General features: G+C 75.3%; 11 protein-coding genes. 7 read left to right on the forward strand and 4 right to left on the reverse strand.

Annotated features, from left to right (window positions below):
* Positions 1-85: 85 nt before the first annotated feature.
* Positions 86-1,471, forward strand: coding sequence for a DedA family protein (locus ACVMYR_RS17805; RefSeq protein ID WP_457122246.1), 1,386 nt, complete (start codon positions 86-88; stop codon positions 1,469-1,471).
* 162 nt (positions 1,472-1,633) lie between these two features.
* Here the strand turns inward: ACVMYR_RS17805 and ACVMYR_RS17810 are convergent, their stop codons facing one another.
* Positions 1,634-3,790 carry an MMPL family transporter gene (locus tag ACVMYR_RS17810; protein ID WP_457122247.1) on the reverse strand — a complete coding sequence of 719 codons (2,157 nt, stop codon included), beginning with the start codon at positions 3,788-3,790 and terminating at the stop codon, positions 1,634-1,636.
* A gap of 184 nt (positions 3,791-3,974) precedes the next feature.
* On the opposite strand from ACVMYR_RS17810, the gene ACVMYR_RS17815 reads away from it, so the two are divergent.
* Positions 3,975-4,490, forward strand: coding sequence for a MarR family winged helix-turn-helix transcriptional regulator (locus tag ACVMYR_RS17815; protein WP_077939140.1), 516 nt, complete (start codon positions 3,975-3,977; stop codon positions 4,488-4,490).
* A gap of 179 nt (positions 4,491-4,669) precedes the next feature.
* Here ACVMYR_RS17815 and ACVMYR_RS17820 read toward each other — a convergent pair whose 3' ends face one another.
* Complete coding sequence (locus ACVMYR_RS17820; protein WP_043967472.1) at positions 4,670-4,873, reverse strand: cold-shock protein; 204 nt, start codon at positions 4,871-4,873, stop codon at positions 4,670-4,672.
* Positions 4,874-5,055: 182 nt separating this feature from the next.
* Between ACVMYR_RS17820 and ACVMYR_RS17825 the strand changes: the two genes are divergently transcribed.
* Both ACVMYR_RS17825 and ACVMYR_RS17830 read left to right on the forward strand, forming a co-directional pair.
* Positions 5,056-5,829 (forward strand): class I SAM-dependent methyltransferase, encoded by a 774-nt coding sequence (locus ACVMYR_RS17825; protein WP_077939141.1) that lies wholly within the window; start codon positions 5,056-5,058, stop codon positions 5,827-5,829.
* 10 nt (positions 5,830-5,839) lie between these two features.
* Positions 5,840-6,463, forward strand: a complete 624-nt coding sequence (locus tag ACVMYR_RS17830) for a DedA family protein (RefSeq protein WP_077939142.1) — start codon at positions 5,840-5,842, stop codon at positions 6,461-6,463.
* Between the two features lie 30 nt (positions 6,464-6,493).
* On the opposite strand, the gene ACVMYR_RS17835 is transcribed toward ACVMYR_RS17830, so the two are convergent.
* The gene (locus ACVMYR_RS17835) at positions 6,494-7,147 is read right to left on the reverse strand and encodes an MBL fold metallo-hydrolase (protein WP_457122248.1); all 654 of its coding nucleotides are present in this window, start codon (positions 7,145-7,147) and stop codon (positions 6,494-6,496) included.
* Positions 7,148-7,153: 6 nt separating this feature from the next.
* Positions 7,154-7,870: a maleylpyruvate isomerase family mycothiol-dependent enzyme gene (locus tag ACVMYR_RS17840; RefSeq protein ID WP_457122249.1), complete on the reverse strand. Its 717-nt coding sequence runs from the start codon at positions 7,868-7,870 to the stop codon at positions 7,154-7,156.
* Positions 7,871-8,048: 178 nt separating this feature from the next.
* Between ACVMYR_RS17840 and rsgA the strand changes: the two genes are divergently transcribed.
* The 3 genes from rsgA to ACVMYR_RS17855 all read left to right on the forward strand — a co-directional run bounded on the left by rsgA (position 8,049) and on the right by ACVMYR_RS17855 (position 13,024).
* Positions 8,049-9,101, forward strand: a complete 1,053-nt coding sequence (rsgA, locus tag ACVMYR_RS17845) for a ribosome small subunit-dependent GTPase A (protein ID WP_457122250.1) — start codon at positions 8,049-8,051, stop codon at positions 9,099-9,101.
* Positions 9,102-9,384: 283 nt separating this feature from the next.
* Positions 9,385-12,330: an excinuclease ABC subunit UvrA gene (gene uvrA / locus ACVMYR_RS17850; RefSeq protein ID WP_077939145.1), complete on the forward strand. Its 2,946-nt coding sequence runs from the start codon at positions 9,385-9,387 to the stop codon at positions 12,328-12,330.
* A gap of 223 nt (positions 12,331-12,553) precedes the next feature.
* Positions 12,554-13,024: a Rieske (2Fe-2S) protein gene (locus ACVMYR_RS17855; protein ID WP_077939146.1), complete on the forward strand. Its 471-nt coding sequence runs from the start codon at positions 12,554-12,556 to the stop codon at positions 13,022-13,024.
* The last annotated feature ends 35 nt before the right edge of the window (positions 13,025-13,059 follow it).

The following is a 13,059-nucleotide window of genomic DNA, read 5'->3' on the forward strand; positions in this document are numbered from 1 at the left end:
CGGTCGCCGGCCGGATCCGGTGGGTGCGTGGCTGTCGGTGCCGGCGGCCCGGCTGTCATGCTGGCCGCGTGAGCCGGGGGCCGTCGTGCACGATCTGCTGAACTCGGTGCAGGGCCTGCCGCCCCTGCTGGTCTACCTGGTCGCCGCGGCGATCGTGGCCGGCGAGACGGCGGTGATCGTCGGGCTGCTGGTGCCGGGCGAGGCGACGCTGCTGCTGGTCGGCTTCCTCACGTACACCGGCGCGCTGCGGCTCGGCCCCGCCCTGCTGGTGATGATTGTCGCAGCCGTGACCGGGGACACGTTGGCGTTCCGCGCGGGCCGCCGCTACGGTCCCCGGCTGCGCGCGTCCGGCTTCGGGGCGCGGGTGGGCCCGCGCCGGTGGCGGCGCGCCGACGCGCTGCTGGAGCGGCTCGGCGGGCGGGGGGTCCTCACCGCCCGCTGGGTGGCGTTCGCCCGCACCCTCGCGCCCCGCCTGGCGGGGGCGGCCGGCATGCCGTACCGCCGGTTCGCGCCGTGGAACCTCGCCGGCGTGGTGACCTGGGTGGGCGGGTCGGTGCTGGCGGGCAACCTGGCCGGGGAGTCGTACGAGACGGTGTCGCGGCTGCTGGGCCGGGCCACCGGCGCGGTGCTGGTGCTGCTCGGCGGGGTGCTCGCCGTGGTGCTGGTGGGCCGCTGGCTGGGCCGCCACCCGGATCCGGCACGGGCGCTGCTGGCCCGGGCGGCGGCGCTGCCGCCGCTGCGCTGGCTCGCCGCCCGGTACGGGGTGCTGTTCTTCCTGCTGGCGATGCGCGTCGGCCCCGGCTGGACGCTGCTGATCAACCTGGCCGCGGGGCTGGTGCTGCTGTTCGTGGCCGGCATGGCCATCGCCTGGCTGCTCGGGGCGGCGATGCGGTGGAGCGGGCTGGCGGTGGTCGACGACGCGATCGCCGGCTGGTTCGCCGACCGGCGTACCCCGGGCGCGGCGGAGGTCGCGCTGACCGTGGTGTCCGTGTCGCGCGGCTCGGTGCTGATCGCGCTGGTGGCGGTGGTGGCCGCCGGTCGGGCGTGGCGGCAGCGTCCGTGCCCGGGTCGCGGCGGTGCGCTGCCGCGGGCCGAACTGCTCGACGTGGTGGGCACCGTCGGCGCGTTCCTGCCGCTGGTGGTGCTCGCCGTGGTCGCCGAGGTGGTGGCGCCGGGCCGGCTCGCCTCGGGCGAGGAGGGGGTCCTGTTCGCGACGCAGAACGCGGTGATGGCGGCGAGCCTGTGCACCCTGGCCTGGCTGCTGTCGCGGGGCTCGCCCTGGCCGGTGACGGTGGCGGCGTGGACGGCCGCGGCGGCCGGGGTGGCCGCGATCGGCGGCGCGCGGCTCTATCTGGGGCAGGGCACCGCCAGCAGCACGATCACCTCGGTGCTGCTCGGGGTGGCCTGGACGGCGCTGTTCATGGTCGCCTGGGCGACGCGGGACCGGGCGGTCGGCGCGGGCGGCCGGTGACCAGGTCGGACATGGCGGTGAGGATGCGCCCGACCGACGGTCGGGCCGCCCCGGGGGCGCCGGGGTGAGCGGCGGGACCCGGGTCCGCCGGCCGGGCGTGCCGCCCGGCCCGGCGCGCGGGCGGCGGCGGTGGTCCCGTCCCCGCCGCCGCCCGCGCGGTCCTCAGCTCCGGGCCGCCGCCGGCTCGGCCCCGTCGCGCCCCGCCCGCCCCGCGTCGTCGGTGTCGGGTGCGTCGCCGGTGGGTGCCGGTGGGATCCGGCCGGGCCACCAGAAGCGGTCGCCGAGCAGGAACACCAGCGCCGGCACGAGGACCGTGCGCACCAGCAGCGTGTCGAGCAGCACGCCGATGCAGACGATGACCCCGATCTGGGTCAGCAGGATCAGCGGTAGCACGCCGAGGACGGCGAAGACCGCCGCGAGCAGCACCCCCGCGCTGGTAATCACGCCGCCGGTGACGCGCAGGGCCGAGAGCATGCCGTCGCGGGTGCCGGTGCGGCGGGCGTCCTCGCGGGCGCGGGTGACGAGGAAGATGTTGTAGTCGACGCCGAGGGCCACGAGGAAGACGAAGGCGAGCAGCAGGACGCCGCTGTCGAGCGCCGGGAACCCGAGGACGAGGTCGAACAGCAGCCACGCCGCGCCGAGGCTGGCGAAGAACGAGGCGACGACGGTGAGCACGAGCAGGGCCGGTGCGACCAGGCCGCGCAGCAGCAGCACGAGCACCGCGGCGACGAGCAGCAGGATGATCGGCAGGATCAGCCGCAGGTCCCTGCCGTCGGCCTCCTTGGAGTCGTACGTGGCGGCGACCGTGCCGCCGACGACGGCGCCGTCGAACCGCTCGACGCCGTCGACGGCGGGCGGGGCGGAGCCGGGAACCGCGGCGACGGCGGCGCGCAGCGCCTCGATCGCGCGGTCCGAGTCGGCGCTGCCCGGTTCGGCCTCGAGCACCACGTCGACCTGGGCGACGGCGGTGCCGGCGTCCCCGGGGCGGGCGGAGGCCACCCCGGGTACGGCGGTGGCGGCCGCCACCACGGCCGGCGCCGCCGCCGGGGTGGTCAGGACGGCGACCGGCTGCGTCGTGCCGGCGGGGAAGGCCCGGGCGAGGGTCTCCGCGCCGGCGACGGCCTCGGGCTTCACCCGGAACTGTTCGGTCTCGGACAGGCCGGTGCGGATGCCGAGCCCGCCGAGGGCGAGGCCGGCGAGCAGCAGCGTCGCGAGCGCCGCGACCGGCAGCGGGCGGCGGACGACGGCGGTGCCGAGCCGGCCCCACAGCCGGCCCTCACGCGCGGGGCCGCCGACCCGGGGCACGAACGGCCAGAACAGCCCGCGGCCGAAGAGCACCAGCGCGGCGGGGAGGACGAACAGCGCCGACAGCATGGCGAACACGATGCCGGTGGCGCAGGCCACGGCGAGGGCCCGGTTGTTCTCCTGCTCCGACAGCAGCAGGGTGAGCACGCCGAGCACGACGGTGCCGCCGCTGGCGAGGATGGGCTCGGCGGTGCGGCGCAGGGCGGCGCGCATCGCGGCGAAGCGGTCGGCCTCGCGGCGCAGTTCCTCCCGGTAGCGGGCGATGAGCAGCAGGGCGTAGTCGGTGGCGGCGCCGAAGACGAGGACGCTGGCGATGCCGGTGACCGCGCCCTCCTGGAGGTGGATGCCGAGGGCGGGGACGATCGTGTCGACGGCTCGCAGCGTGAGCTGTTCGGTGGCCCCGACGACGACGAGCGGCACGATCCACAGGAACGGGCTGCGGTAGGTGACGAGCAGCAGCAGCGCGACGACGCCCGCGGTGACGACGAGCAGCGTGACGTCCGCGCCCGCGAAGACCTGCGTCAGGTCGGCGGTGAACGCGGGGGCGCCGGTGACCTGCGCGGTGAGGCCGGTGGGCAGGCCGTCGAGGGCCGCGCGCAGGTCGGCCACCGCGTCGGCGACGGCCGTCTGGCCGTCGGCGGTGGACATCGGTACGGCGAGCAGCGCCACCGTGCCGTCGGGTGAGGTCTGCGGCGGGCTGACCCGACCGCCGACCGCGAAGCGGCCCAGCTCGCCGAGGCGGGCGGTGATCGCCGCGCGGTCCGGTTCGGTGAGGGGCGTGCCGTCGGCGCGGCTGACGACGACGATCGCGGGTTGGACGTCGCGGGAGGGCAGCTCGTCCTGGAGCCGTTCGACCTGGGTGGACTGCCACTGCACGGACAGCCCGGTGGACGAGACGGAGGCGGGGTTGTCGGGCTTCGGGAGCCCGAAGACGACCGCGCTGAGGACGATCGCGGCGGCCACGGTGAGCCAGGCGGCGAGCCGGCCGCGGGCGACGCGGGTGAACACAGACATCGGGTTCCCTCGTGGTTGTCGGGGTGGGGCGCGGGGCACCGGTGGGCGGGCTCGGCCGGCGAGTTCGAAGGACCCGATTGTCGCGCCTGCCGAGTATCTTGATAAGCGAGATTATCGACAGCTCGACTATGCTGCAACCGGCACGCACGGGGGAGGGGGAAGCGACGTCGTGGCAACGCACGGCATGTACCGGAAACGGGAAACGCGGCGCGAGCAGCTCGTCGCCGCCATCACCAACGACCTGCGGCGCTACTCGTCCGACGCCCAGCACGTCGGGCACGCCTTCGCCGGCCTGCACGGCCTCAACGGCACCGACCTGCACGCGCTCATCGCCGTCATGGACGCCGAGCTCACCGGCGCCCCGATCACCCCGGGCCGGCTGGGGGAGAAGCTCAACCTGTCCTCCGGCTCGGTGACCGCCCTGATCGACCGGCTGGAGCGCGCCGGCCACGTCCGCCGGGACCGCGACACCGGCGACCGCCGCAAGGTGTTCCTGCGCTACGCCGACCAGGGCGCCGCGCTGGCCATGGAGTTCTTCCAGCCGCTCGGCCACCGTACCGACGCCGCGATGGCCGGCTTCAGCGACGACGAGCTGGAGGTGGTGCGCCGCTTCATGACGGTCATGGTGGCCACCATGCGGGAGCACCTCGACCAGGTCCGGGCGGCCCGCCCGGAGCCGCCGCACCGCGCGCCGAGCTGACCCGCCCGCCCGGCCGACGGGCAACCGGGGCGGGTGACGCGCCCGCCGCCGGCAACGGAACTGCCTGGCAGAACAGAGAAAACGCCCGCCGCGCGGCGGAGTACGCCGGGCGCGGCGGGCGCGGGTGCGCTGCGGCGACGGCCGGGATCGTCGACCCGACCGCCGTCACCGGCACGGAGCTACATCGCGCGGACGTTGTCCGCCTGCGGGCCCTTCTGCCCCTGGGTCACCTCGAACTCGACCTTCTGGCCCTCGTTGAGTTCCCGGTAGCCGCTCGACGCGATGGCCGAGTAGTGGACGAACACGTCCGGACCTCCGCCGTCCTGCTCGATGAAGCCGAAGCCCTTTTCCGAGTTGAACCACTTGACCGTGCCGGTAGCCATGCATCTCTCCCTGTTCAAAGCGGGTGAGCACCGACCGCTGGTCGATGATCGCCCTGTACCTCCCCGAGAGTAACCGGCAAAACCCGGATCTGCTGGGCGAAGTGCCGCAGGGCTTACCCGAAAATGCCCGCGCCCCGGGCGCAGCCCTGGGAAAACCCGCCCGGCGGGGCCCCGCCTGCGGCATGCTTGCCCCGATGACAAGTCCCGCAGCCACCGCGCTGGCCGTGCTGGAGCGGGAGATCGACGTGCCCGGCGAGGGGCTGGACCGCCTGCGGCTCGTCGCCACCCCCTTCGTGCCCGAGGTGCGGCTGCACCTCGCCGAGGACGCCATCGTCTGGTGGGCCCGGATGGAGGCCGCCGCCGGCCACGCCCTGCCGCCGCCGTACTGGGCCTCGGCCTGGGCCGGCGGCCAGGCCCTGGCCCGGCACCTGCTCGACCACCCCGAGCTGGCCGCCGGCCGCCGGGTGCTCGACCTGGCCGCCGGCTCGGGGCTCGTCGCGATCGCCGCCGCGCTGGCCGGCGCGGCCCGGGTCGTGGCCAACGACATCGACCCGTACGCCGTGGCGGCGGTCACCGTCAACGCCCGCGCCAACCGGGTCGCCGTCGCCGCGATGGGCGAGGACCTGCTCGACTCCGACGCGCCGGACGCGGACCTGCTCGTCGCCGGGGACGTCTTCTACGACCGGGAGATGGCGGGCCGGATGCTGCCGTTCCTGCGTCGCGCCGTGGCCCGGGGCGCGCGGGTGCTGGTGGGCGACCCCGGCCGGGGGCACCTGCCCCGCGACCTGCTGGACCCGGTGGCCACCTACCGGGTGCCCACCACCGAGCCGGCCGTCGACTCCCCGGTGCGCCGGGTGGAGGTGCTGCGGCCCCGGGCCGGCGGGGCCGACCCCGAGGCGGGATCAGGGTCGGCTAGGGGATCAAACCCGATGCCGGACGTGGCGGACCGGCCGTAGCGTACGGACCATGGCGGAATGGACACACCAGGTCGGGGAGCTGCCCACCATCCTGTTGGTGGGGGTGCTCGGGGTGGTGATGCTCTTCGACGCCGTACCGCTGGTGGGGGTGCTGGTCCCCGGCGACGTCGCGGTCCTCGCCGCGGTCGGCGTCGGGCGGCCGGCCACCGCCGCGAGCACCGTCGCCGCCGTGGTCGCCGGCTGCGTGGCCGGCTGGTCGCTGAGCTTCCTCGTCGGCCGCCGCTACGGCGACCGGCTGCGGCACAGCCGCGTCGGCGGCTGGATCGGGGAGTCCCGCTGGGCGGCGGCCGAGTCCGTCCTGCGCCGGGGCGGCGGCCGGATGGTGCTGGTCGCGCCCTTCCTGCCGGTGTTCAACGCGCTGCTGCCGCTGGCCGCGGGCGGCCTGCGGATGTCGTACCGCAGGTTCCTGGCCTGCGCGAGCGTCGGGGCCGCGCTCTGGGCCGGCCTCTACGTGGCCCTCGGCACGCTGTCCCGCTCGCTGGCCGGGCTGCTGCCGGTGGACGTTCCGCCGCTGCTGGTCACCATGGCGGTGGGTCTGCTGCTGGCCGGCGTGGTGCTGCTCGTCACGCGCCGCGGGCTGCGCGGCGCCGTCCCTGCCGCCCCGGCGGCCTGAGCCCCGGGCGGGCGACGGCGCCGCCGCCGGTCACCAGCCGCGGGCCCGCCACTGCGGCAGCGACGGGCGCTCCGCGCCGAGGGTGCTGTCCCGGCCGTGCCCCGGGTAGAACCAGGTCTCGTCGGGCAGCCGGTCGAACAGCCGGTGCTCGACGTCGTCGACGAGCTGACCGAACCGCTGCGGGTCCCGGTCGGTGTTGCCGACCCCGCCGGGGAAGAGGCTGTCGCCGGTGAACAGGTGCGGCACGCCCGCCGGGTCGCGGTAGAGCAGGGCGATCGAGCCCGGCGTGTGCCCCCGCAGGTGGATCACCTCCAGCTCGCGGTCGCCGACGGCCACCGTGTCGCCGTCGGTCAGCGGCTGCGCCGGGATCGGCAGGCCCGCGGCGTCCTCGGCGTGCACCAGCGCCCGCGCGCCGGTCTTGGCGACGACCTCCTCCAGCGCGACCCAGTGGTCCATGTGCTGGTGGGTGGTGACCACGGTGGCCAGGCCGGCGTCGCCGACCAGCTCCAGCAGCCGGGGCGCCTCGTTGGCCGCGTCGATCAGCAGCTGCTCGCCGGTGTCGTGGCACCGCAGCAGGTAGGCGTTGTTGTCCATCGGCCCCACCGACACCTTGGTGATGGTGAGCCCGTCGAGCTCGCGTACGGCCGGCGCGCCGCCGGGGCTGACGTCTCCGCTGTAGGTCATGCGTCCTTACATCCATTCCGGTGGGGTCGGCAGGGGACCGTCGGGGGTGACGGCGAGCGTGTCGGCGCCGCCGCGGCCGGTCAACCAGGCGGCGAGCCCGTGGGCGGGGCCGGTGACGGTGGGCGCGCCGTCGGGGTCGCCGACGACCACCTCGTGGCTGCTGCCGTCGAAGCGCAGCACCAGCGGCGGGGCGTCGTCCCGGCCGGCGAGGCCGGCGGTGACCTCGTGCAGCAGTCGCTGGGCGAACGCCTCCGGCCAGTCGGCCGGCGTGTAGCCGGCGGCCAGGTCGACGTGGTGCACCTCGACCTCCCGCAGCCGCCCCCAGACCAGCATGGCCGCCGGCCACGGGCCGCGTCGGGTCTCCACGGTCGCCGCCCACGCCTGCACGGGCATCGCGGCGACCGCCTCGGCGAACCGCTCCGCCGAGCGGCGCAGGTCGTCCAGGAGCGCGGCGGGCGTCCGGGCCGCCCCGGTGGCGATGTCGGCGGCGCGGGCCGCGGTGCTGGCGTACATCGGGATCCGCTCGCCGGTGCGGGCGGAGGTGAGCAGGTTGACGAACCCGTCGGCGTTGCGGGCCAGGTGGGTCAGCACGTGCGCCCGGGTCCAGCCGGGCAGCAGCGAGGGCGCGGCGACGGCCGCGTCGTCGAGGGCCGCGGCGGTGCGCAGCAGCCGGGCCGTGGCGTCGTCGAGGTCACCGGTCAGCAGCAGCGGGTCCGCGGTCACGCCCCGAACCCTAGCCGCCCGCGGCCCCGGCGTCGCCGTGGAAATCGCTTTCGGCGCGTCGGCGCGGCCCCTACCGTCGGCGGTGCAACGCGACACCGGGACTCGGAGGAGGTGGTGCCCATGCCGGTCGAAGCACGCGTGTCGCCCCACCGTATCCACCGACCCTGAAGAGGTTGCCATGTCCATCGATCTGACCGCCCTCGGCTGGGACGCCGAACGGGCGGCCCACGCCCGTACCCGCGCCGGCCGGACCCCGGGCCGGGTGGCCCGCGTCGACCGGGGCGTGTGCACCGTGCTCGGCGCGGACGGGCCGGTCCGCGCCACCCTCGGCGCGGCGGTGCTCGCCGACGCGGCCCGCGACCTGACCCGGCTGCCCTGCGCCGGCGACTGGGTGCTGCTGCACGCCTGGCCCGACGGGCCGGTCACCGTCGAGTCCGTGCTGCCCCGGCGCACGGCGCTGGTGCGCCGCACCGCCGGCAAGGACGCCAGCGGGCAGGTGCTCGCCGCCAACCTCGACGCGGCGGCCGTCGTCGAGCCGGTGCATCCCGAGCCGGACGTCGCCCGCATCGAGCGGCTGCTGTCCCTGGCGCACGAGTCCGGGGCCACGCCGCTGGTGGTGCTCACCAAGGCCGACCTCGCCGCCGACCCGGCGGCGATCGCCCGGCAGCTCGCCGGCGTCGCGCCCGGGGTGCCGGTGCTGCCGGTCAGCGCCGAGCGCGGCGACGGCCTCGACGCGCTGCGCCCGCACGTCGCCCCGGGCCGCACCCTGGCCCTGCTCGGCCCGTCCGGGGCCGGCAAGTCGAGCCTGGTCAACGCGCTGGCCGGGGCGGTGGTGATGCCGACCCAGGCGATCCGCCGGGTCGACGGCAAGGGCCGGCACACCACGACCTGGCGGGCGCTGGTGCCGGTGCCGGGCGGCGGCGTGGTGCTGGACACCCCGGGGGTACGCGCGGTCGGCCTGCTCGACGGCGCGGCGGGCCTGGACCGGGCCTTCGCCGACATCGCCGCGCTGGCCACGGGCTGCCGGTACGGCGACTGCGCGCACGACGCCGAGCCGGGCTGCGCGGTCCGCGACGCCCTCGCCGCGGGGGAGCTGGCCGTCCGGCGGTACGACAGCTGGCGCCGGTTGCAGCGGGAGATCGCCTTCGAGAGCCGGCGTCGGGAGACCCGGCTGGCCGCCGAGCGCCGGGGCGGCTGGCGCGGCGGGCGGCGACGGACGGCCCGGCCGTGACTGTCGGTGTTGCCGGGGTAGCGGGGAGCTGACCGCGGCGGCGGCCGGCCGCCGGGGCGCCGGTGCCGGGGCGAGGGCAGCGGGCCGGGGCCGTGACGGGTCCCGGCGCGACCGGTTTGAGCTGGGGGAATGTGCGGGCGCGGAAAGTTGTCATACCTCGGGGCTAGAGTTGCCGAGGCGCTTCTTCTGCGCCCGCACGACCGTTCGGGGCCGTCCCGGAAGCCTCCCGGCCGCCCCGAGCGCCCAGATCCTCCTCGCCTTCTTCACCGGGAGTACACGGACAGTGGCCGACCGACTGATCATCCGTGGCGCGCGCGAGCACAACCTGCGTGACGTCAGTCTCGACCTGCCCCGGGACGCCCTGATCGTCTTCACCGGGCTCTCCGGGTCCGGCAAGTCGAGCCTGGCCTTCGACACCATCTTCGCCGAGGGGCAGCGCCGCTACGTCGAGTCGCTGTCGTCGTACGCCCGGCAGTTCCTCGGCCAGATGGACAAGCCGGACGTCGACTTCATCGAGGGCCTCAGCCCCGCCGTCTCCATCGACCAGAAGTCCACCTCGCGCAACCCGCGCTCGACCGTCGGCACGATCACCGAGGTCTACGACTACCTGCGGCTGCTCTACGCCCGCGTCGGCGAGCCGCACTGCCCGGTCTGCGGCGAGCGGATCTCCCGGCAGAGCCCGCAGCAGATCGTCGACCGGGTCCTCGCGATGGCCGAGGGCACCCGGTTCATGGTGCTCGCCCCGGTGGTGCGCGGCCGCAAGGGCGAGTACGTCGACCTGTTCGCCGAGCTGCAGGGCAAGGGCTACGCGCGGGCCCGGGTCGACGGCGTGGTGCACCCGCTGACCGAGCCGCCGAAGCTCAAGAAGCAGGAGAAGCACACCATCGAGGTGGTGATCGACCGGCTCACCGTCAAGCCCAGCGCCAAGCAGCGGCTGACCGACTCGGTCGAGGCGGCGCTCGGCCTCTCCGGCGGCCTGGTCCTGCTCGACTTCGTCGACCTCGCCGAGGACGACCCCGACCGGGAGCGCCGCTACTCCGAGCACCTGGCCTGCCCCAACGACCACCCCCTCGCGATCGAGGACCTGGAGCCCCGGGTCTTCTCGTTCAACGCCCCCTACGGCGCGTGCCCCGAGTGCACCGGCCTGGGCACCAAGAAGGAGGTCGACCCGGAGCTGATCGTCCCCGACCCGGAGCGCACCCTGCGCGAGGGCGCGATCCAGCCCTGGTCGTCCGGGCACAACCTGGAATACTTCCTGCGCCTGCTGGAGGCGCTGGGCGAGGCCGAGCACTTCGACGTCGACACCCCGTGGCGGGCCCTGCCGGCGCGGGCGCAGAAGACGATCCTGCACGGCTCCGGCGACCAGGTGCACGTGCGCTACCGCAACAAGTTCGGCCGCGAGCGCTCCTACTACACCGGCTTCGAGGGCGTGGTGCAGTGGATCGAGCGCCGGCACACCGACACCGAGAGCGAGTGGTCGCGGGAGAAGTACGAGGGCTACATGCGCGACGTGCCCTGCGCGGCCTGCGGCGGCGCGCGGCTCAAGCCCGAGGTCCTCGCGGTCACCCTGGCCGGCAAGAGCATCGCCGAGGTGTGCAACCTGTCGGTGGGCGAGTGCGCCGAGCTGCTGGCCGGCATCGAGCTGACCGACCGGCAGAAGATGATCGCCGAGCGGGTGCTCAAGGAGATCAACGCCCGGCTGCGGTTCCTGCTCGACGTCGGGCTGGACTACCTCTCCCTGGACCGCCCGGCCGGCACCCTGTCCGGCGGCGAGGCGCAGCGCATCCGGCTGGCCACCCAGATCGGTTCCGGCCTGGTCGGCGTGCTCTACGTGCTCGACGAGCCGTCCATCGGCCTGCACCAGCGCGACAACCACCGGCTCATCGAGACGCTGGTGCGGCTGCGCGGGCTGGGCAACACCCTGATCGTCGTCGAGCACGACGAGGACACCATCCGCACCGCCGACTGGATCGTCGACATCGGGCCGGGCGCGGGCGAGCACGGCGGGCGCATCGTGCACTCCGGGTCGGTGCCGGACCTGCTGGCCAACCCGGAGTCGGTGACCGGGGCGTACCTGTCGGGCCGGCGGGAGATCCCGACGCCGACGGGCCGCCGGCCGCAGACCCCGGGCCGGGAGCTGGTGGTGCACGGCGCGCGGGAGCACAACCTGCGCAACCTGACCGTGTCGTTCCCGCTGGGCCAGCTCATCGCGGTCACCGGGGTCAGCGGCTCGGGCAAGTCGACGCTGGTCAACGACATCCTGCACGCGGTGCTGGCCAACCAGATCAACGGGGCGCGGCACGTGCCGGGCCGGCACACCCGGGTCAGCGGCCTGGAGCACGTGGACAAGGTCGTCGGCGTCGACCAGTCGCCGATCGGCCGCACGCCCCGGTCCAACCCGGCGACGTACACGGGGGTCTGGGACCACGTCCGCAAGCTGTTCGCCGAGACCACCGAGGCCAAGGTCCGGGGGTACGGTCCGGGCCGGTTCTCGTTCAATGTCAAGGGCGGCCGGTGCGAGGCGTGTTCCGGCGACGGCACGATCAAGATCGAGATGAACTTCCTGCCCGACGTGTACGTCCCGTGCGAGGTGTGCAAGGGGGCCCGGTACAACCGGGAGACCCTGGAGGTGCACTACAAGGGCAAGACCGTCTCCGACGTGCTGGAGATGCCGATCGAGGAGGCGGCGGAGTTCTTCTCCGCGATCCCGGCCATCCACCGGCACCTCAAGACGTTGGTCGACGTCGGCTTGGGCTACGTCCGGCTGGGCCAGCCCGCGCCGACGCTCTCCGGCGGCGAGGCGCAGCGGGTCAAGCTCGCCTCCGAGCTGCAGAAGCGTTCCACCGGCCGCACGGTCTACGTGCTGGACGAGCCGACCACCGGCCTGCACTTCGAGGACATCCGCAAGTTGCTGATGGTGCTGGAGGGGCTGGTCGACAAGGGCAACACGGTGATCACCATCGAGCACAACCTCGACGTGATCAAGACGGCCGACTGGCTGATCGACATGGGTCCCGAGGGCGGCCACCGGGGCGGCACGGTGCTGGCCACCGGCACCCCCGAGGAGGTCGCCGAGGTGCCCGAGAGCCACACCGGCCGGTTCCTGCGCCCGGTGCTCGGGCTCGACGGGGAGGCCCGGGGCGCGAAGGCGGCCACCGGGCGGGCCGCGAAGGCCAACGGCGCCCCGGCCCGCCCCCGGGCCCGCAAGGTCGCGGCGGCGGCCCGCTGAGGCTGCCGCGCACGCCGACAAGGGGCGTCCCGGTCCGTCCGGGGCGCCCCTTCGCGTCTCCGCCGCCCTGCTCGTGCGCCGAGCCCGCCCCGGCCGGCCCGTGGGCCCGCCGCCAAAACGATCACTGTGGTCGATTTGTTGAACCTTCAGGCACAGTGATCCGTGGACCCCAACGAGGCCCGGGCACCCCTTCCGGACCGGGCAGTCGACAGAGAGGCCAGACATGAGTGACGAGCAGGTGCAGACCGGGCCGGCCACGCAGACGCGGCGCGCACTCCTCGCCGGTGCCGGCGCGCTGGGCGCGGCGGTCGTCCTGTCGGCGTGCGGCGGCGACGACTCCGACGACTCCGCCGGCGGCGACCCCGCCCCGAGCGGCGACGCGGCGGCGACCGGCGGCGCCGGCGACTCCGGCGCGCTGGCCAGCACCGCCGACGTCCCGGTCGGCGGCGGCCTGATCCTGGCCGCGAAGGGCGTGGTGATCACCCAGCCCGAGGCCGGCACGTTCAAGGGCTTCGACCCGATCTGCACCCACCAGGGCTGCCCGGTGTCGAACGTCGACGGCGGCACCATCAACTGCACCTGCCACATGAGCAAGTTCTCCATCACCGACGGCTCGGTGAAGTCGGGCCCGGCGACGACGCCCCTCGCGGCCAAGGAGCTCAAGGTCGACGGCGACCAGATCACCCTCGCCTGAACCGGCGGCGGCCGGCCCGAATCACCCCGGACCGG

This window comes from Micromonospora sp. PTRAS2 (assembly GCF_054052245.1).